Raw genomic sequence first — 18,223 nt, forward strand, 5'->3', positions numbered from 1 at the left:
CCGAAAGGGACCATGCGTGTGCGCGACACAAGGCACGAAGTAAATAGTGACGTTGTTCTGGGCGAAGACTGGGTAACGCCCGAGACCTCGGACGCCGACGTTCGACGCAAGCGCGAACGGCGTGGGTATCTGACGCTCAACCGGTCCCCGCTGGCGCGGAAGATTATTACCTTCAACCTGATCGGCCTCCTCATACTGGTCGGCGGGGTTTTCTATCTCAATCCGTTCCGGGACAGCCTGACGGAGCAGCGGGTCAACGGGCTGCACTCCGAAGCCGGGCTGATAGCCGATGTCTTCGAGGTCCAGATCCCCCGCAACGCGCCGGTCAGTCTCGCCGGCGGCGACGGGATCGATCCGCAATCAACGCTGGACAATCTGACCCTGTCGCACGGGGTGGAAGTCTTCGTCTACGACACCGCCGGCAAGAAGGTGGCGCATCGCTCCGGCCCGGCTCTCGACCTGGAAACGCCTGACGGCTCGACCGTCATTACCGACTTCCTGAACTCCGTCTGGGAGGGCACCTCGCGCCTGCTGACCCCCGGCGCCCCGGACGTTCCCGGCGCCGACAGCGAGCGCCTCGCCGAGGCCCTGCTGGAGGGTGTGGAGGCCGGCAACGCTCCGATGGCCACCGGTGTCGACGCGAACGGGGAAACGCTCTTTGCTGTCGCCAGCCCGATCCTGCAGGGCGAGCGGATCGTCGGCATCGTCGCCGCCGCCTCCGCCGCGGGAGAGGTCGACGACCTCGTCCGCAAGGAGCGCGAGCAGGTGCTCCAGATGTTCGTGATCGCGATCCTGGTCTCGATCGGCCTGAGCCTCGTTCTCGCTTCTACCATCGCCAACCCGCTCTCCGATCTCGCCGCCGCGGCCGAGATCGGGCGTGACCGCAACGCCCGCAAGATGGCGCCGGGCCGGGTGCGCATCCCCGATCTGACCGGCCGCCCCGACGAGATCGGCCGGCTCTCCGGCGCACTGCGCGGCATGGTTGCCGCGCTCTACGATCGGATCGACGCTAACGAACAATTCGCCGCCGATGTCGCCCACGAGATCAAGAACCCGCTGGCCTCGCTGCGCTCCGCTGTCGGCACGATGCGGGTGGCCAAGCGGGAAGATCAGCGGGAGAAGCTGCTGGACGTCATCGACCACGACGTTCGCCGCCTCGACCGGCTGGTCAGCGACATCTCCAACGCCTCCCGACTCGACAGTGAACTGGTCAAGGAGGATGAGGAGCAGTTCGACCTGCTGCACATGCTGCACAACCTCACCGACTATCTCGGCGAGGACGCCAAGTCGAAAGGGGTCGAGTTCATCACCGACCTGCCCAAGCAGCCGATCATGGTCTACGGGCTCGAGGCGCGGCTGGCGCAGGTTTTCGTCAACCTGATCACCAACGCCGTCAGCTTCTGCGAGGAAGGCGACGCCGTGCGCGTCTGGGTCCGCAAGCGCGAGAACCGTGTGCTCGTGGTGTTCGAGGACACCGGCCCCGGCATCCCCGAGCAGGCGCTGACCAAGATCTTCAACCGGTTCTATTCCGAGCGCCCGCCGGGGCAGTTCGGCGACCACTCGGGCCTCGGCCTCGCGATCTCCAAGCAGATCGTAGAAGCCCATGGTGGAGTTATCTGGGCGGAAAACATCCGCCCGACAGATGCCGACATCACCTCCGAACCGCTGGGGGCCCGCTTCGTGGTCGGCCTGCCGGTCTGAGCCGGGGAGGCAATCCATGTCGGCCCAGAGCGAAATCGACACGGCCGCCCACGGCGCCTTTCTCGACGATGACAAGACGCTCGTGCGCGCAAGTTGCGTGGCGATGGATGGCCGCGCGCTGTTGATCCTCGGCGGCTCCGGCAGCGGCAAATCCAGCCTCGCGCTCGATCTCGTCGGGCTTGGCGCCACGCTCGTCTCCGACGACGGCACGTTTCTCGAAAGGCGCGGCGACATCCTGCTTGCCTCCCCGCCCGACAGCATCGCTGGCCGCATCGAGGCCCGCCACATCGGCATCCTGAGCCTGCCCTTCGCGTCCGAAGCCCGGGTCATCCTTGCAATCGATCTCGACAGGGAGGAAACCGACCGGCTGCCGCCCCTGCGCGAGATCACCCTGATGGGGCAGACGATCCCCCTGCTCCACCGCCCGCCGCGCCCGGTCTCTGCCAGCGGCCTGCTTCAATGCCTCCTCGAACGACGCGACACCCCATGACCGACACCCCATCCGACACCCTGCCAGAAGACCTGCCACCGCCCGCCGCACCGCGGCTGGTGCTGGTCACCGGCCCCTCCGGCGCCGGGCGCAGCACCGCGATCCGGGCGCTCGAGGACCTGCGCTACGAGGTGATCGACAACATCCCGCTCAGTCTGGTGCCCCGGTTGCTCGAAGGAGAGCCGCACGGCCCCGCGCTGGCGTTAGGGATCGACACCCGCAACCGCGACTTCTCCGTCGGGGCCTTCCTCGATCTGGTCAACAGCCTCGGCGAGGGCCGGGTAGAGATCCTCTATCTCGACAGCAACGCCGACGTTCTGCTCAAGCGTTACTCGGAAACCCGCCGCCGCCACCCGATGGCCCCGGCTGAAAGCCCCGCCCAGGGGATCGCCCGCGAGTTCGACCTTCTGGAGCCGATCCAGCAGCGGGCGGACATCAAGATCGACACCTCCGAGATGACGGTGCACGACCTGAAGGCCGAGATCGGCCGCTGGTACGGCGGCGGCGGCAAGGACAGCCGCCTTGCGCTGTCGATTCACTCGTTCTCCTACAAGCGCGGCCTGCCCCGCGGCATCGACATGGTGTTCGACTGCCGTTTCCTTCGGAACCCCTACTGGGATCCGGCCCTGCGCGGCCTCGACGGCCGCTCACCGGAGGTCGCAGCCTATGTCGCCGCCGACCAGCGGCACGACGCCTTTTTCAACCAGGTCCGGGACCTGACGCTCCTGCTGCTGCCGGCCTATGTAGAGGAGGGCAAATCCCACCTCTCGATCGGGTTTGGCTGCACCGGAGGGCAACACCGCTCCGTGACACTGGCCGAGCGGCTCGGGAATGCCCTTGCGGATGCCGGTTGGCAGGTGTCAATTAGGCATCGGGAACTGGAGCGACGCGACGCGCAGATCGGCGCCGAAGCGCAAGCGGGGACTTGAGGTGATCGGCATCGTGATCGTTGCCCACGGCGGCTTGGCGAACGAGTATCTTTCAGCCGTCGAACATGTCGTCGGCAAGCAGGACGGGATGCTGGCGATCGCCATAGCGCCCGAGCACGACCGTGTTGCCAAGCAGACCGAGATCATCGATGCCGCGAACGAGGTCGACGTCGGCGACGGTGTCGTCGTGGTTACCGACATGTTCGGCGGATCGCCCTCCAACCTCTCGCTCAGGGCCTGCGACAAGGCCAATCGCAAGATCCTGTACGGCGCCAACCTGCCGATGCTGATCAAGCTGGCAAAGTCCCGACAGATGTCGGTCGAGGACGCGGTCCATTCGGCACTCAAGGCAGGGCGCAAGTATATCAACAGTTTTGACGGCACATCCGGGAACGGACATTGAATGACCAAGAGCATTGTACAGGTTCTGGAGATCGTGAACGAGAAGGGCCTGCACGCCCGCGCATCGGCCAAGTTCGTCGAAACGGTGGAGGCGTTCGACGCCCAGGCCGAAGTCCGCAAGGACGGACTTGACGCAGCGGGCGACTCGATCATGGGCCTTTTGATGTTGGCAGGCTCCCGCGGAACCTCTATTGAGGTCGAGACCAGCGGCCCGCAGGCCGAGGAACTTGCGAAGGCCCTGGCTGATCTCGTCGCCAACCGGTTCGGCGAGGATATGTGAGGCGGATCGGCAAGGAGTTCTTCCGGCTTGGTGGAATCGACACAGCATAGGCCCGTGCTCGTAAGCCGCCGTCCGACGCGTCAGTTGATCGGACAGGGAGACGGCAATCTCGCCGACCAACCCTACGACCGGCGCCGCCTGTCCTATGCCAACACCTTCGAAAATCCGCTGCAGGTCGGCATCATCCACACGATGGAAGCGCTGACAGGCAAGCTGCGGCTGCTCCGCCTGATCCGCAAGTTCGAGGCCATGGGCGTGCCCGACGGTCAGGCGTTCTGGAAACAGGCGCTCGACGTGATGGGGATCGCCCTGCGGACGCCGCCGGAACAGATCGCGCGCATCCCCGAGACCGGTCCGCTCGTGATCGTCGCCAACCACCCCCACGGGCTGGTCGACGGCATGGTCCTGGCCGAGTTGATCGGCCGCCGCCGCACCGATTACAAGATCCTCACCCGGTCGCTGCTGACCGGCGTCGGAGAGATCGACCGATTCATGATCCCCGTGCCGTTTGCGCACGAGGAAGACGCGCTGCAGCAGAACCTCGAGATGCGCCGCCGCGCGATGGAGCATCTCAAGAACGGCGGCTGCATTGTCCTGTTCCCCTCCGGCGTTGTCGCATCCTCCGACAACCTCTTCGGCCCCGCGGTCGAGCGAGAGTGGAACCCCTTCACGGCCAAGATGATCCAGCGCTCGGGCGCCCGCGTGCAGCCGATCTTCTTCCCCGGCAGCAATTCGCGCTGGTACCAGATGGCGAACCGGGTCTCCGCGACCCTGCGCCAGGGCCTTCTGCTGTACGAGGTCGTCCACGCCCTCAACAAGCCGCAGGCGCCGATCGTCGGCCCGGTGATCGAACGCCCCGCCCTTGCGGAATGGGCGAGCAACCCGCGCGGCTTCATGTCCTGGCTGCGCGAGCAGACTCTGAGCCTTCGCGACAGCTGAACGTCCTCCAGATGCCGGCGCTCACAGGGGTGCGTGCGGGGCATGAAGCCCCGTCACCAGACTTGCCTCAGCGCGTCGGAACCGGCGTCTCGCCGCGATAATCGTAGAAGCCCCGGCCGGACTTGCGCCCGAGCCATCCGGCGTCGACATACTTCACCAGCAGCGGGCACGGGCGGTACTTGGTATCCGCCAGGCCCTCGTGCAGCACGTGCATGATCGCGAGACAGGTATCGAGCCCGATGAAGTCGGCGAGCTCCAGCGGCCCCATCGGATGCCCGGCCCCGAGCTTCAGCGCGGTGTCGATCGACTGTACGTTGCCCACGCCCTCATAGAGCGTGTAGATCGCCTCGTTGATCATCGGCAGCAGCACGCGGTTGACGATGAACGCCGGAAAATCCTCGGCGATCGCGGCGGTCTTGCCGAGGGAGGCCACCACCTTGAGCAGCGACTGGTAGGTGTCGTCATCGGTGGCGATACCGCGGATCAGCTCGACCAGCTTCATCATCGGCACCGGGTTCATGAAGTGCAGGCCCATGAACCGCTCGGGCCGGTCGGTGCGGCTGGCCAGTCGGGTGATCGAGATCGAGGAGGTGTTGGACGTCAGGATCGTGTTGGACTTCAGGTGCGGCTGGAGATCCTCGAAGATGGCGGTCTTGATGGTCTCGCGCTCCGAGGCCGCCTCGACGATCAGGTCCGAGCTTCCGAGATCGGTCAGCGTCAGCGTTGTCGAGATCCGCGCCAGGGCCGCGTCCCGCTCCTCGGCGGAGATCTTCTCCCGGGAGACCTGGCGATCCATGTTCTTGCGCATCACCGCCAGGCCGCGGTCCAGCGCCTCCTGGCTGATGTCGTTCAGCAGAACGTCGTAGCCGGCCAGCGCAAAGACATGCGCGATGCCGTTGCCCATCTGGCCTGCCCCGACGATGCCTACGGTCTTGATGTCCATCGGTCCCACCTTCCGTGGTTGAATTTCGACTCTTGCGCGGAGCATATGCTGCACCTGCAAAATGATCCAGAAAGACCGCCCCGGGCGAGCCGCTCCAAATCGTCTCAACCTTTACCTTTAGGGAAATCGAAATCCAAAGTCCCGATTCTGCCTCTCGGGTGAGTAATCAAAGAGGTGTGGGGATGGCTTTCGAACATCCGGGCGATGGTGCCCTTGACTATCTGCCGTGTCGATACGGCAAATCCAGGCTGCTGTTTCGCGGGCCGAAGAAGCCGCTTGAGGGGCGTTTTGCCGTGTTCTTCGGCGGAACCGAGACCTACGGCAAGTTCATCGAATACCCCTTTGCCGATCTCGTCGGCGATGCGCTCGGCTTCCCGACGATCAACATGGGCTGCGTCAATGCCGGAATCGACGTCTACGCGCGAGACCAGCCCCTGACGCAGATCGCCAACCGGGCCGAGGTCGCGGTGATCCAGGTCATGGGGGCGCAGAACATGTCGAACCGTTTCTACTCGGTACATCCGCGGCGCAACGATCGGTTCATCGGCCCGTCGGCGTTGATGCAGACGATCTATCGCGAGGTCGATTTCACCGAATATGCCTTCACGCGGCACATGCTGCAGGCGCTCCAGGACCATTGCGAGCGGCGATTCGACCTTGTGGTCGAGGAACTGAAAGCCGCCTGGGTGGCGCGGATGCGCTCTTGGATGGAATCGCTCGAATGCCGCAAGGTGCTGCTCTGGCTCTCCGAGCGAACGCCGGAGGAAGAGGACCACGTGCTCGACCCGCTGTTCGTCGACCGCCGGATGCTGGAGCAGATCCGCCCGCTCGTGGACGACATCATCGAGGTGGTGCACATGCCGGCGGTGAACGAGTTCAACACCGAAGGCATGGTGTTCTCCGAACTCGAAGCGCAGGCCGCGCGGCAGACGCCCGGGGTCTCCGTCCACATCGAGGCCGCCGCCGCGCTCGTCCCGGTTCTTGAAGGCCTGATAGAGGCGCCTTGGCCCGAAGGGCGTGCGCCATGAAAAAGGGGCGCGCCCGCTCGGGCACGCCCCCTTGTCGATTTCCGGCGCCCCCTGATCAGAGCTTCTCGGTCAACTCCGGCACAGCCTGGAAGAGGTCTGCGACAAGGCCGTAATCGGCGACCTGGAAGATCGGCGCCTCTTCATCCTTGTTGATCGCAACGATCACCTTGCTGTCCTTCATCCCGGCGAGGTGCTGGATCGCACCGGAGATGCCGATGGCGATGTAGAGTTCGGGCGCGACGACCTTGCCGGTCTGGCCGACCTGCCAGTCGTTCGGCGCGTAGCCGGAGTCGACCGCGGCCCGCGAGGCGCCGACAGCGGCACCGAGCTTGTCGGCCAGCGCCTCGATCATCTTGAAGTCCTCTTCGGAGCCGACACCGCGACCGCCGGAGACGACCACGCCGGCCGAGGTCAGCTCGGGCCGGTCGGAGGCCGCGACCTTGTCCTCGACCCAGGCCGACAGCTCGGAGCCCGCACCTGCGCCGATGGTTTCCACCGGGGCCGGGCCACCCTCGCCCGCAGCGTCGAAGGTCGACGTCCGGATCGAGATGACTTTCTTCGGGTCGCGCGACTTGACCGTCTGGATGGCATTGCCGGCGTAGATCGGCCGCTCGAAGGTCTCGGCATCGACCACGGCGGTGATGTCGGAGATCACCATGACGTCCAGCAGCGCGGCGACGCGCGGCAGGATGTTCTTGGCGTCGGTGGTGGCCGGCGCGACGATGTGGTCGTAGTCACCGGCGAGCGATACGATCAGGTCCGCGGTGGCCTCGGCCAGCCGGTGCCCCAGCTCGGGACCCTCGGCGACCAGCACCCTGGCGACACCGTCGATCTTGGCCGCGGCCTCGCCCGCAGCCGCCGCGGAAGCACCGGCGCAAAGCGCGGTCACGTCGCCCAGCTGCGCCGCAGCCGTCACGGCCTTGGCGGTGGCGTCCAGCGCCAGCTCGCCATTCGTCACTTCGGCAAGAAGAAGAACAGCCATCAGAGCACCCCCGCTTCGTCCTTGAGTTTCGCCACCAGCTCGTCCACCGAGCCCACGATCACGCCGGCCTTGCGGGCCTCGGGCTCGCTGGTCTTGAGCACTTCGAGTCGCGGCGCGACATCGACGCCGTAATCGGCAGGCGTCTTGGTATCGAGCGGCTTCTTCTTGGCCTTCATGATGTTCGGCAGCGAGGCATAGCGCGGCTCGTTGAGGCGCAGGTCCACGGTCAGAACGGCCGGCAGCTTGACCTTGATGGTCTGAAGCCCGCCGTCGACCTCGCGGGTCACCACGGCAGCCTCGCCGTCCACGTCGACCTCGGAGGCGAACGTGCCCTGGGCCCAGCCGAGCAACGCGGCCAGCATCTGGCCGGTGGCGTTCATGTCGTTGTCGATCGCCTGCTTGCCGCAGAGCACCAGCCCGGGCTGCTCCTCGTCGACGATCCCCTTGAGGATCTTGGCGACGGCCAGCGGCTCGATATCGGTGCTCACGTCATCGGCGGCCTCGACGAGGATCGCACGGTCGGCGCCCATCGCCAGCGCTGTGCGCAGGGTTTCCTGGGCCTGCTTGACGCCGATCGAGACGGCGACGATCTCGTCGGCCTTGCCGGCTTCCTTCAGTCGGATCGCCTCTTCGACGGCAATCTCGTCGAAGGGGTTCATCGACATCTTCACGTTGGCAAGATCGACGCCGCTTCCGTCCGCCTTGACGCGGACCTTCACATTGTAGTCGATCACGCGCTTGACGGGTACGAGGACCTTCATTCACGTGTCTCCTTCTGGGCCGGTCGGGGCGACCGGCAAGTTGCATTTCGTTACCATCGGAACACTTCCTAACGGAGCCCCTGTCGCTCGGACAGCCAAAAAGCGACCCCCGACACGCACGAGACGCCGCGTTTATTGTCGCGGCAGGTAATTTTGTTTCGCGAGCATCTCGCAGGCCGATTGAGCCCCGAGCCAGCGCCGGAGGAGCGATTCAGCCAGACCGTTCGGGTCGAAAAAGGTCAGCGGTTGGCGCCGGGCACCCAGAGCACGTCGGCGGTGCCGTTCTCGTTGGCGATGCGGGAAGCCACGAAGAACCAGTCCGACAGGCGGTTGAGGTATTTCACCGCGTGCTCGTTGACCGATTCCACTTCCGCCAGAGCCACCGCGAGCCGTTCGGCCCGGCGGGAGACTGTCCGGCAGAGGTGCAGATGCGCGGCCAGCGCCGAGCCGCCCGGCAGGATGAAGCTGCGCAGCGGCGACAGGTCCGCGTTCATCGCGTCGATCTCGGCCTCGAGCCGCTCCACCTGGGTCGCGACCATGCGCAGCGGCGGGTACTCGGCCTCGGCATCCTTCTCCATCTCGGGGCGGCAGAGATCGGCGCCAAGATCGAACAGGTCGTTCTGGATCGCCGCGAGCCGGGCGTCGAGCTCGCCATCGGCATGGAGCCGGGCCAGGCCGAGGGTCGCGTTGCATTCGTCGACGGTGCCGTAGGCCTCGACCCGCAGCGCATGTTTCGGCACCCGCGTGCCGTTGCCGAGCGCCGTGGTGCCCTTGTCGCCGGTGCGCGTGTAGATCCTGTTCAGAACGACCATGTCAGCCCCCTCGACGGAAATAGACGAACGCCAGCACCAGGATGATCGCCACGAACTGGGCATAGATCCGGTAGCGCATGATCCGGTTGGCATGCTTGCGGTTAAATTCGCCGCCCTTGGCGAAACCGCCGATGCCGGTCAGCAGGATCGCCAGCACCAACAGCACGGCGATGGCGACAACGATGAATAGTGGATCGTTCAGCATCGGTTTCCCCCCGGGTCTGGTCAGGACATAGCCCGCGCGTTCCGGATTGCGAAGCCCAATTCACCCCTTGCGGATGATCGCGTCCAGCGCCGGGGTCGGCAGCAGGCGCCGCAGCGCCCCCATGATGTAGGTGGGCGTGGTCACGTAGTAACGCGGGCGCGGGCGCGGGTTTTCGATCGCGTGCAGCAGCTTTGCGGCCACCGCTTCGGGCGGCAGTTCGAAACGGTCCTTGCCGCGATCCTGGTAGAGACGCTGCAGCAGGCTGGTCTCGTATTGCTCGGCGCGCGGCGAGTTGCGCCAGTCGATCCAGCGCTCGAACTGCGGGATCGCGTTCACGCGGAACTTCGACGTGATCGGCCCGGGCTCGATCAGGACCACCCGGATACCGGTGTCCTCCATCTCCAGCCGCAGCACGTCAGTCAGACCTTCGAGCGCGTATTTCGTCGCCACATAGGCCCCGCGCCACTTCAGCGGCACCAGCCCGAGGACGGAGGAGCACTGGACGATCCGGCCGTGCCCCTGCGCGCGCATGACCGGGATCACCTGCCGCGTCAGCTCGTGCCAGCCGAAGAAGTTGGTCTCGAAGATCGCACGCAGCCCGTCGGTGGGCAGATCCTCGAGCGCGCCGGGCACAGCGAAGGCGCCGTTGTTGAAGAGCGCGTCGAGCGTCCCGCCGGTGCGGGCGGTCGCCTCTGCCACCGCGGCGCTTATGCTGTCGACATCCGTATAGTCGAGCCGAAAGCTCTCGAGCCCGTCGGCCTCGAGCCGGGCGCAATCCTCCTGGCTCCGGCAGGTGGCGAACACGCGCCAGCCTCGCGCTTTCAGATCATGCGCACATGCGAGGCCGATCCCCGAGGAGCATCCGGTTATGAGAATGGATTTCTGCGCCATGCCTGCCCTTCCTGCCCGTTTCCGCGCGTCATGGCGCGTCCGGGACAGGGGTGCAAGTGGTCAGCCGTCCACGGCCTCTGCGCGGACGAGGAAGCGGCGGGACATGAACCCCGTCTCGCCGTCCGAAAGCCGGATATGGGCCCAGTCCGGTCCTTCGTAGGCGACGAGTTCGACCTTCTCGCCCCGCCCGGCAGAGCCGACCACCGGGTGCCGCGTCGACGGGCCGGCGCGCAGGTTGACCCGGTTGCCCAGCACCTGCAGCAGATCCGCGTCGGGCGTCGCGGCGGGGGTGGCCCCTGCGGAGGCCGCGGGGGCCTGCGCAGCCCGGGCGGGCAGGCGGTCAGCCGGTTCGGCAGGCGCCCCGGCGGAAGCGAGCAGGACCATTTCCTCTGGCAGGTCTGCGGAGGCGATCTCGATGGGCGCGTCGGCTTCGGCGTTGTCTGCCGCAAGCTCTGCCGGATCGAACGCCGCGCGCGACACCGGCGCCGCCCAGGCGGATCGCGAGTCGGCGCGTTCCACGAACTGGGCGAGGAGTGGCGTTTCCGACAGGCTCGGCCCCGGGGCAGTGTCGTCATCCGCGACCAGCATGGCGAAACCGAGAACCGTCAGCGTGGTGGCAACATAGCGTCCAAGCATCGTCAACTCCTTCGAAAAATCCTGCAAGATCAATGCGCCTGCATGAAAAAAGTTCCATAGCCCGCGGATTGCTCATCCGCGGCTGGCTCCGTGGGCGTGCCTTTCGGCTCGTCCTTCGGCGTTACTGTTCCTGCAGGAAACTGCGCGACATGTAGCCTTCCGGCCCGTCGGGCAGACGGATCTGCGCCCAGCCGTCGCCAGCGAAGGCAACAAGCTCGACAGCATCCCCGGCGACGACCGATCCGACGATGTCGAAAGCCGTGGACGGCCCGGAGCGGACGTTGACGCGGTTGCCGGTCACCAGAAAGCGCGAGGAACCGGTGGATTCTGCTTCGGCATCGCGGACATTTTCGGTCGGTACGGCAAGGAAGCCCGGATCGCCAAGCCCGGCCATCAGGCCGACGGGCTCCCCGTCGGGTTCATCCGTGTCGGCAAGAGACGCAGGCTCGACGCTTGCCGGCTCTGCGCCGGAAGCATCTTCGGACTGGTCCAGGCTCAGCGCTTCGAGAATCGCGGCGTGGACGGCATCGGCATCCTCGGACGAAGCGGCGGCCGGCGCGGCTTCGGCAGTCGCGACTGCGACGGGCGCGGCCTCGGACGCCTTGGCAAGGTCGACGCGTTTCGGCGCGTTCAGCGCCGTGGGCGAGGTCTCGCTGCGGGTGACCTGCACGTCCTCGACATCGGCTTCAGGCGCCGGCGGCGCCATGAGCATCGCAACGCCCAGTATCAGCAGCGTCCCGGCCACGTAGCGTCCGAGCATCGTCCATCCCCCTTCTCAAACCATCTCACGGGTTACCAACAGAATCACATAGCGTTTTCCGAACATATCACGAAGCGGCCCTCATGGCCCATTAGGTAGAATTGCGGAACCGCTTGTTCGCCGCCACGCGCTTGGCTACACAGCAGGCCATGAGCGACGACGCGGACCGCCCCGAAAGCCAACCCCTTGAGACGTCCGAACCGCTGCGCCGGGCCATCGGCGAGCGCTACCTGACCTATGCGCTCTCGACGATCATGCACCGCGCGCTGCCGGACGCCCGTGACGGGCTGAAGCCGGTCCACCGGCGGATTCTCTATGCCATGCGGGAGCTTCGGCTCACCGCGACCGGGGCTTTTCGGAAGTCGGCCAAGATCTCCGGCGACGTGATGGGCAACTATCACCCGCACGGCGACGCCGCGATCTACGACGCGATGGCCCGCCTGGCGCAGGACTTCGTGATCCGCTACCCGCTGGTCGACGGCCAGGGCAACTTCGGCAACATCGACGGCGATAACCCGGCGGCCTCGCGCTACACCGAGGCCAGGCTGACCGCCGCCGCCGAGGCGCTGATGGAGGGGCTGGCGGAGAATGCCGTCGACTTCCGCGAGAACTACGATGGCACGCTGACCGAGCCCGAGGTTCTGCCGGCAGCCTTCCCGAACCTCCTGGCCAACGGCGCCAGCGGCATCGCGGTTGGCATGGCGACCAATATCCCGCCGCACAACCTGGACGAGCTGGTCGGCGCCTGCCTGCACCTGATCAAGACGCCGGACGCCCGCGACGAGACGCTGCTCAACTATATCCCCGGCCCAGATTTCCCGACCGGCGGCGTGATCGTGGAACCGCGCGAGAACATTGCCGAGGCCTACCGTACCGGCCGCGGCGCCTTCCGCCTGCGCTCCCGCTGGGAGATCGAGGAGACCGGGCGCGGCCAGTGGCAGATCGTGGTCACCGAGATCCCCTACCAGGTTCAGAAATCGAAGCTGATCGAGAAGATTGCCGAGCTGATCCAGACCAAGAAGGTGCCGATCCTGGCCGACGTGCGCGACGAGAGCGCCGAGGACATCCGCATCGTGCTGGAGCCGCGCTCGCGCAACGTCGATGCCGACGTGCTGATGAACATGCTGTTCCGCACCTCCGAGCTGGAGACGCGGTTCTCGATGAACATGAACGTCCTGATCGACGGCCGCACGCCCAAGGTCTGCTCGCTCAAGGAGGTGCTGCGCGCCTTCCTCGACCACCGGCAGAACGTGCTGGTGCGCCGCTCGCAACACCGGCTGGAAAAGATCGACCACCGCCTCGAGGTGCTCGAGGGCTTCATCATCGCCTTCCTGAACCTCGACCGGGTGATCGAGATCATCCGCTACGACGAGGCGCCGAAGGACGCGCTGATGCGCGAGACCTGGGGACGGGAATTCCCGCGGGCGCTCAGCGAAGCCGATTACGTGCCGCCGGCGCCGCTGGCGGAGGGCGAGGAGGGCTCGCTGTCCGAGGTCCAGGCCGAGGCGATCCTCAACATGCGCCTGCGCAGCCTGCGCCGGCTCGAGGAGATGGAACTGCTCGCCGAGCAATCGGCCCTGATGGAGGAGCGTGCAGGGCTTCAGGACCTGCTCGACGACGAAGGCCTGCAATGGGCCCGGATCGCCGAGGAGCTGAAGGAAATCCGCGCCAAGTTCGGCAAGAAGGCCCCGGGCGGCGAACGCCGCTCCGGCTTTGCCGAGGCCGTCGAGGTGGCCGAGGTGCCGCTCGAGGCGATGATCGACCGCGAGCCGATCACCGTGGTCTGCTCCAAGATGGGCTGGATCCGGGCGATGAAGGGGCACATCGCGCTCGACAGCGAGCTCAAGTTCAAGGACGGCGACGAGGGCCGCTTCCTGTTCCACGCCGAGACCACCGACCGCCTGCTGATCTTCGGGTCGAACGGGCGTTTCTACACGCTCTCGGCCTCGCAACTGCCTGGCGGGCGCGGGATGGGCGAGCCGGTGCGGCTGATGGTCGACCTGCCGAACGAGACCGAGATCGTGGACCTGATGATCCACCGCGCCGGACAGCGGCTGCTGGTGGCGTCCTCGGCGGGCGACGGGTTCGTCGTTCCGTCCGACGAGGTGCTGGCGCAGACCCGCGCCGGCAAGCAGGTGCTGAACGTGAAGGACGACGTCACGGCGGTGATCTGCAAGCCGGTCGAGGGCGACCACGTGGCGGTGATCTCCAAGAACCGCAAGTTCCTTGTCTTCCCGGTCGCCGAGCTGCCGGAGATGACCCGGGGCAAGGGCGTGCGGATTCAGAAATACAACCAGACCCGCGGCCGGCAGGGCACGCTGGAGCTGGATGGCGGATTGTCGGACCTCACGACCTTCCGCGGCGAGGACGGGCTGAAGTGGACCATGCCCAACGGGCAGGTGCGCCACGAGAAAGACCTATCGCCCTATGTCGGCAAGCGCGCCTCGGTCGGACGGCAGCCGCCCTACGGCTTCCCGCGCGACAACAGGTTCACCTGATCGTACGCCGAGAGAGTGGAACGGGGCGCCGCCCCGATCCCACACGATACCTCCGGACAAATACTGGACTCAGTGGCCGGGCGTGCCGACCTTGCCGACGGATGCGGCCGCCTGCGCGGCACGCAGCTCGACGAGCCGCTTCTTGATCCGCTTCTGGCGGCGGTTCTGGTAGGCCGTGATGATCGGCAGGGTGACGTGATAGGCGATCAGCCCGGCGATCAGCCCGGGAATGATGCCACCCACCAGGAACGGCAGGAAGACCTCGTGGTAAAACAGGCTGAGCCGGTCCCAGTTCGCCACGTCGTCGGTGAAGATCGCGCGGAAGTTCCCCCAGAGATCGGCGAAGGCCCCAGAGAACTTGCTCATCAGGTTCTGGTTCATGTGCTGGTGGAACTCGCCGGCCTCGATCCGCTCCTGCAGTTCCTGGCGGACGCCCGGCGCCGGTTCGAGCCCCAGCAGCCAGTAGCCGATCTTGAGCGAGATCGCCGCGATGAACGGGAATGTCAGCGGATTGCCGAAGAAGGTGGCCAGCATCGCGGCGAGGATATTGCCGCCGATCGCCTTGGCGACCATGAAAGCGGTGATGAAATGCAGTCCGTAGAACGGCGTGAAGGACACGAAGACGCCGGAGAAGATGCCGCGGGCGATGCGGTGCGGCTTGTCGGGCAGGCGGCGGATGCGGTGCTTGACGTAGATCGCAGCGCGCCCCCAGCCGCCCCGCGGCCAGAGACTTTCGGCCACGACCTGCAGCCAGCTCCGTTTCTCACGCCTCTTGAAGACCACGCCTCAAGAACTCCCACATCAAATTTTCTGGCACTCAGTCCAGACCGTCGACGTTCCGCACCCGCGACACCTCGGCAACATCATTGTCGGCCTCCAGCGCGGTCATCACCATGTGCAGATGTTCCACGTCGCGCAGATCCACGTCGATTTCGAGGCGATAGAAGTCCGGTTTCCTGTCAACGATGTGCAGGTCGGAGATATTTGCCTTCTGCTCGCCGATCAATGTGCAGATTCGACCCATCACCCCCGCGTCATTGCTGATCGTCATCTGCATCGTCACCGTATAGATGGCCGCGTGCAGGCCGGAGTGCCAGTGCAGATCGACCCAACGGTCGGGCTGGTCCTCGAGATCGACGAGGGTCGGGCAGTCGATGGCGTGGACCACCACGCCCTGGCCGCGATAGGTGATGCCGACGATCCGCTCGCCCGGAACCGGCTGGCAGCACTTGCCACGGGTCGGGGTCTGGTCCGGTGCGAGGCCGAGAACCGCCCGCTCCTGCTCCACCTCCTCGCCCTCGCGGGCGGCGAGTTCCGGGTAGAGCGTGCTGACCACGTCGCGGGCCGAAAGCTCGGCGCTGCCGAGACGGGCGAGGAGTTCCTCTCCGTCCTCAAGGCCCATCTGCCGGGCCGCCGTCCGCAGCGCCTTGTCCGTGGCCTTCTTGCCGACATGGTCGAAGGCCACGCGCGCCAGTTCGGAGCCCAGCTTGATGTAGCGCTCGCGGTTTTCCTCGCGCAGGGAGCGCCGGATCGCGGATTTCGCCCGGCCGGTGACCACGATGTCGAGCCAGGTCGCCTGCGGGCGCTGTCCCTCGGCGGTGATGATCTCCACCGACTGGCCGTTCTTGAGCCGGGTCCACAGCGGCACCCGCACGCCGTCGATCTTGGCGCCGACGCAGCTGTCGCCGATGCGGGTGTGGATTCCGTAGGCGTAGTCCAGCGGCGTGGCGCCCTTGGGCAGCTTGATCACGTCGCCCTTGGGCGTGAAGCAGAACACCTGGTCGGAATACATCTCGAGCTTCATGTGCTCGAGGAAGTCGGTGTTCGAGGAATCGTCGAACCGCTCGGACAGGGTCGTGATCCACTTGGCCGGATCGACGGCGAAGGGGTTCTCCGCGCGCACGCCGTCGCGATAGGACCAGTGCGCCGCGACGCCCGATTCGGCGACCTCGTGCATCTGGCGGGTGCGGATCTGCACCTCGACCTGCTTGCCGTCGCGCCCCGAAACCGTGGTGTGGATCGAGCGGTAGCCGTTCGACTTGGGCTGGCTGATATAGTCCTTGAAACGGCCCGGCACCGCTTTCCAGCGCTGGTGGATGGCGCCAAGCACGAGGTAGCAGTCCAGCTCGTCCTCGGTGATGACGCGGAAGCCGTATATGTCGGACAGGCGAGAGAATCCCTGCCCCTTTTCCTGCATCTTGCGCCAGATCGAATAGGGCTTCTTGGCCCGGCCGAAAACCTCGGCCTCGATGCCCACCCGGTCCAGCTCCAGCCGGATGTCATGGGTGATCTTGTGGATCACGTCGCCGGTTTCGCGCTGCAGCGTGATGAAGCGCCGGATGATCGAGGAGCGGCCTTCCGGGTTCAACACCCGGAACGACAGATCCTCCAGTTCCTCGCGCATCCACTGCATGCCCATCCGGCCGGCAAGCGGCGCGTAGATGTCCATCGTCTCGCGGGACTTCTTCACCTGCTTGTCGGGGCGCTGGTACTTGATCGTCCGCATGTTGTGCAGGCGGTCGGCGAGTTTGACCAGGATCACCCGCAGGTCCTTGGACATCGCCATGAACAGCTTGCGGAAGTTCTCGGCCTGCTTGGTCTCGGTCGAGGTCAGCTGCAGGTTGGTCAGCTTGGTGACCCCATCCACCAGTTCGGCGACCTCGTTGCCGAACCGGCGCTCGAGGTCGGCGAAGTTGGCGCGCGTGTCCTCGACGGTGTCGTGCAGCAGCGCGGTGATGATCGTCGCGTCGTCCAGCCGCTGCTCGGTCAGCAGCGCGGCGACGGCCACCGGATGCGTGAAATAGGGCTCGCCGGAGTGGCGGGTCTGGCCCTCATGCATTTCAGCCCCGAAAGCATAGGCCTCCCGGAGCTTGTCGGTGTTGCTGTGCGGATTGTAGGCGGTGACGAGCGCAACCAGGTCTTCGACATCAATCATCGTGCGCCGGTCTCACCAGATGTTCGCCTCGGGCCTCAGCGAGGCTCCTGCGCTTCCATCAGCGCGCGCAGAAGTTTCTCCTCGTCCATCCCGTCGTCGGCGGGCTTGTCCGGGGTCTCGGCGCCCATCAGCAGGGCCATCGAGTCCTCTTCGGGCTCGTCCACCTCGATCTGGGTCTGGTTGGCCTCGATCATCCGCTCGCGCAGGTCGTTGGCCTGCTGGGTTTCGTCCGCGATCTCGCGCAGGGCCACGACGGGGTTCTTGTCGTTGTCACGGTCGATCGTGATCTGGGCACCCGAAGAGATCTCGCGGGCACGATGAGCGGCGAGCATCACCAGCTCGAAACGGTTGGGAACCTTGTCAACGCAATCTTCGACCGTCACGCGGGCCATGGGAAACTCCAGTCCTGCCAGGGGTGGGAGCGCGTTCCTTAGCGCCCCTTGGCCAAAAGCGCAAGGGATTCGGAACATTCCAGCGGGACAATCCCCGACATGTCCGCCTCGGTCAAGCCCGCACAGAGCTCCGTGACGCTCTGCCCCAGCACCGGATGCACCCAGCCGGGCGCGATTTCGGCCAGGGGCACGAGCACGAAGGCGCGATCCTGGATGCGCGGATGCGGCAGGATCAGCTGGTCCGGCGCCTCCTCGCGCTGACGTTCGAAAGGCAGCGCCCGCCAGTGCTCCCAGGTAGCCCGGTCGGGCAGAACGACGCCACCGAAATCCAGCAGGTCCAGATCCAGCGACCGCGCGCCCCAGCGTTGGGTCCGGCTGCGTTCGAACCGCTGCTCCACGGCATGGAGATGCGCCAGAAGTTCCCCCGCAGCAAGCGCGGTTTCAACGACCACAGCGGCATTCACGTAATCCGGTCCGGCTCCGGCCGGCATACAGGGCGTGGCATAGAGACGGCTCGCCGCCACGATCCGGACGCCGTCACCCTCGAGGGCCTCGATGCCGGAAAATGCGAGGTCTTTCGGCAACATCCCCAGGGCTGCGACATTCGAGCCTATCGAAATCAACGCCTTTGTGTCCGTT

The 18,223-nt window shown here is 65.9% G+C and carries 20 protein-coding genes; 8 read left to right on the top strand and 12 right to left on the bottom strand.

Annotated features, from left to right (window positions below; genetic code table 11):
* Positions 1-12 precede the first annotated feature (12 nt).
* From CHB86_RS11930 to CHB86_RS11955, 6 genes are all read left to right on the top strand, one after another.
* Complete coding sequence (locus tag CHB86_RS11930; RefSeq protein ID WP_089233283.1) at positions 13-1,701, top strand: sensor histidine kinase; 1,689 nt, start codon at positions 13-15, stop codon at positions 1,699-1,701.
* 16 nt (positions 1,702-1,717) lie between these two features.
* Positions 1,718-2,191, top strand: a complete 474-nt coding sequence (locus tag CHB86_RS11935; RefSeq protein WP_089233284.1) for an HPr kinase/phosphorylase — start codon at positions 1,718-1,720, stop codon at positions 2,189-2,191.
* Positions 2,188-3,120 carry an RNase adapter RapZ gene (gene rapZ, locus CHB86_RS11940; RefSeq protein WP_089233285.1) on the top strand — a complete coding sequence of 311 codons (933 nt, stop codon included), beginning with the start codon at positions 2,188-2,190 and terminating at the stop codon, positions 3,118-3,120. Before CHB86_RS11935 ends, rapZ begins: the two co-directional genes overlap by 4 nt.
* A gap of 1 nt (position 3,121) precedes the next feature.
* Positions 3,122-3,523 (top strand): PTS sugar transporter subunit IIA, encoded by a 402-nt coding sequence (locus CHB86_RS11945; RefSeq protein WP_089233286.1) that lies wholly within the window; start codon positions 3,122-3,124, stop codon positions 3,521-3,523.
* The gene (locus CHB86_RS11950; protein WP_089233287.1) at positions 3,524-3,802 is read left to right on the top strand and encodes an HPr family phosphocarrier protein; all 279 of its coding nucleotides are present in this window, start codon (positions 3,524-3,526) and stop codon (positions 3,800-3,802) included.
* A gap of 84 nt (positions 3,803-3,886) precedes the next feature.
* A complete protein-coding gene (locus CHB86_RS11955) occupies positions 3,887-4,741 on the top strand; it encodes a lysophospholipid acyltransferase family protein (RefSeq protein WP_245837920.1) in 855 nt (284 codons plus the stop codon).
* A 67-nt stretch (positions 4,742-4,808) separates the two neighbouring features.
* On the opposite strand, the gene CHB86_RS11960 is transcribed toward CHB86_RS11955, so the two are convergent.
* A complete protein-coding gene (locus CHB86_RS11960; RefSeq protein ID WP_089233288.1) occupies positions 4,809-5,684 on the bottom strand; it encodes a 3-hydroxybutyryl-CoA dehydrogenase in 876 nt (291 codons plus the stop codon).
* Between the two features lie 182 nt (positions 5,685-5,866).
* On the opposite strand from CHB86_RS11960, the gene CHB86_RS11965 reads away from it, so the two are divergent.
* Positions 5,867-6,712, top strand: coding sequence for a DUF6473 family protein (locus CHB86_RS11965; protein ID WP_089233289.1), 846 nt, complete (start codon positions 5,867-5,869; stop codon positions 6,710-6,712).
* Between the two features lie 55 nt (positions 6,713-6,767).
* Here CHB86_RS11965 and CHB86_RS11970 read toward each other — a convergent pair whose 3' ends face one another.
* The 7 genes from CHB86_RS11970 to CHB86_RS12000 all read right to left on the bottom strand — a co-directional run bounded on the left by CHB86_RS11970 (position 6,768) and on the right by CHB86_RS12000 (position 11,759).
* A complete protein-coding gene (locus tag CHB86_RS11970) occupies positions 6,768-7,694 on the bottom strand; it encodes an FAD-binding protein (protein ID WP_089233290.1) in 927 nt (308 codons plus the stop codon).
* Positions 7,694-8,455, bottom strand: coding sequence for an electron transfer flavoprotein subunit beta/FixA family protein (locus tag CHB86_RS11975; protein WP_089233291.1), 762 nt, complete (start codon positions 8,453-8,455; stop codon positions 7,694-7,696). The genes CHB86_RS11970 and CHB86_RS11975 overlap by 1 nt, the downstream gene beginning before the upstream one ends.
* A 239-nt stretch (positions 8,456-8,694) precedes the next feature.
* Positions 8,695-9,267 (bottom strand): cob(I)yrinic acid a,c-diamide adenosyltransferase, encoded by a 573-nt coding sequence (locus CHB86_RS11980; protein ID WP_089233292.1) that lies wholly within the window; start codon positions 9,265-9,267, stop codon positions 8,695-8,697.
* A gap of 1 nt (position 9,268) precedes the next feature.
* Positions 9,269-9,472, bottom strand: coding sequence for a twin transmembrane helix small protein (locus CHB86_RS11985; RefSeq protein ID WP_089233293.1), 204 nt, complete (start codon positions 9,470-9,472; stop codon positions 9,269-9,271).
* A gap of 60 nt (positions 9,473-9,532) precedes the next feature.
* Positions 9,533-10,363 carry an SDR family oxidoreductase gene (locus tag CHB86_RS11990; protein ID WP_089233294.1) on the bottom strand — a complete coding sequence of 277 codons (831 nt, stop codon included), beginning with the start codon at positions 10,361-10,363 and terminating at the stop codon, positions 9,533-9,535.
* A gap of 60 nt (positions 10,364-10,423) precedes the next feature.
* A complete protein-coding gene (locus CHB86_RS11995) occupies positions 10,424-10,999 on the bottom strand; it encodes an SH3 domain-containing protein (protein ID WP_141134889.1) in 576 nt (191 codons plus the stop codon).
* A gap of 121 nt (positions 11,000-11,120) precedes the next feature.
* The gene (locus CHB86_RS12000) at positions 11,121-11,759 is read right to left on the bottom strand and encodes an SH3 domain-containing protein (RefSeq protein WP_089233296.1); all 639 of its coding nucleotides are present in this window, start codon (positions 11,757-11,759) and stop codon (positions 11,121-11,123) included.
* 149 nt (positions 11,760-11,908) lie between these two features.
* Here CHB86_RS12000 and CHB86_RS12005 point away from each other — a divergent pair, with 149 nt between their 5' ends.
* Positions 11,909-14,257, top strand: coding sequence for a DNA topoisomerase IV subunit A (locus CHB86_RS12005; protein ID WP_089233297.1), 2,349 nt, complete (start codon positions 11,909-11,911; stop codon positions 14,255-14,257).
* A 69-nt stretch (positions 14,258-14,326) separates the two neighbouring features.
* Here CHB86_RS12005 and CHB86_RS12010 read toward each other — a convergent pair whose 3' ends face one another.
* Genes CHB86_RS12010 through folK form a run of 4 tightly spaced genes read right to left on the bottom strand, consistent with a single transcriptional unit; the run spans position 14,327 to position 18,207 of the window.
* A complete protein-coding gene (locus CHB86_RS12010; RefSeq protein ID WP_089233298.1) occupies positions 14,327-15,040 on the bottom strand; it encodes a DUF2062 domain-containing protein in 714 nt (237 codons plus the stop codon).
* 34 nt (positions 15,041-15,074) lie between these two features.
* Positions 15,075-17,192 carry a RelA/SpoT family protein gene (locus tag CHB86_RS12015; RefSeq protein WP_089233299.1) on the bottom strand — a complete coding sequence of 706 codons (2,118 nt, stop codon included), beginning with the start codon at positions 17,190-17,192 and terminating at the stop codon, positions 15,075-15,077.
* Between the two features lie 35 nt (positions 17,193-17,227).
* Positions 17,228-17,584 (bottom strand): DNA-directed RNA polymerase subunit omega, encoded by a 357-nt coding sequence (rpoZ, locus tag CHB86_RS12020; protein WP_089233300.1) that lies wholly within the window; start codon positions 17,582-17,584, stop codon positions 17,228-17,230.
* A gap of 38 nt (positions 17,585-17,622) precedes the next feature.
* On the bottom strand, positions 17,623-18,207 hold the full coding sequence (gene folK / locus CHB86_RS12025; RefSeq protein WP_342747464.1) for a 2-amino-4-hydroxy-6-hydroxymethyldihydropteridine diphosphokinase: 585 nt from the start codon (positions 18,205-18,207) through the stop codon (positions 17,623-17,625).
* Between the last annotated feature and the right edge of the window lie 16 nt (positions 18,208-18,223).

Origin of the sequence: Tropicimonas sediminicola (assembly GCF_900188335.1) — a bacterium.
GTDB lineage: Bacteria > Pseudomonadota > Alphaproteobacteria > Rhodobacterales > Rhodobacteraceae > Tropicimonas > Tropicimonas sediminicola.

Excerpts from the sequence above, each read along its gene's own strand:
- CHB86_RS11930 (WP_089233283.1), top strand. The coding sequence starts at position 13 with ATGCGTGTGCGCGACACAAGGCACGAAGTAAATAGTGACGTTGTTCTG.
- CHB86_RS11935 (WP_089233284.1), top strand. The coding sequence starts at position 1,718 with ATGTCGGCCCAGAGCGAAATCGACACGGCCGCCCACGGCGCCTTTCTC.
- rapZ (WP_089233285.1), top strand. The coding sequence starts at position 2,188 with ATGACCGACACCCCATCCGACACCCTGCCAGAAGACCTGCCACCGCCC.
- CHB86_RS11950 (WP_089233287.1), top strand. The coding sequence starts at position 3,524 with ATGACCAAGAGCATTGTACAGGTTCTGGAGATCGTGAACGAGAAGGGC.
- CHB86_RS11960 (WP_089233288.1), bottom strand. The coding sequence starts at position 5,684 with ATGGACATCAAGACCGTAGGCATCGTCGGGGCAGGCCAGATGGGCAAC.
- CHB86_RS11965 (WP_089233289.1), top strand. The coding sequence starts at position 5,867 with ATGGCTTTCGAACATCCGGGCGATGGTGCCCTTGACTATCTGCCGTGT.
- CHB86_RS11970 (WP_089233290.1), bottom strand. The coding sequence starts at position 7,694 with ATGGCTGTTCTTCTTCTTGCCGAAGTGACGAATGGCGAGCTGGCGCTG.
- CHB86_RS11975 (WP_089233291.1), bottom strand. The coding sequence starts at position 8,455 with ATGAAGGTCCTCGTACCCGTCAAGCGCGTGATCGACTACAATGTGAAG.
- CHB86_RS11980 (WP_089233292.1), bottom strand. The coding sequence starts at position 9,267 with ATGGTCGTTCTGAACAGGATCTACACGCGCACCGGCGACAAGGGCACC.
- CHB86_RS11985 (WP_089233293.1), bottom strand. The coding sequence starts at position 9,472 with ATGCTGAACGATCCACTATTCATCGTTGTCGCCATCGCCGTGCTGTTG.
- CHB86_RS11990 (WP_089233294.1), bottom strand. The coding sequence starts at position 10,363 with ATGGCGCAGAAATCCATTCTCATAACCGGATGCTCCTCGGGGATCGGC.
- CHB86_RS11995 (WP_141134889.1), bottom strand. The coding sequence starts at position 10,999 with ATGCTTGGACGCTATGTTGCCACCACGCTGACGGTTCTCGGTTTCGCC.
- CHB86_RS12000 (WP_089233296.1), bottom strand. The coding sequence starts at position 11,759 with ATGCTCGGACGCTACGTGGCCGGGACGCTGCTGATACTGGGCGTTGCG.
- CHB86_RS12005 (WP_089233297.1), top strand. The coding sequence starts at position 11,909 with ATGAGCGACGACGCGGACCGCCCCGAAAGCCAACCCCTTGAGACGTCC.
- CHB86_RS12015 (WP_089233299.1), bottom strand. The coding sequence starts at position 17,192 with ATGATTGATGTCGAAGACCTGGTTGCGCTCGTCACCGCCTACAATCCG.
- rpoZ (WP_089233300.1), bottom strand. The coding sequence starts at position 17,584 with ATGGCCCGCGTGACGGTCGAAGATTGCGTTGACAAGGTTCCCAACCGT.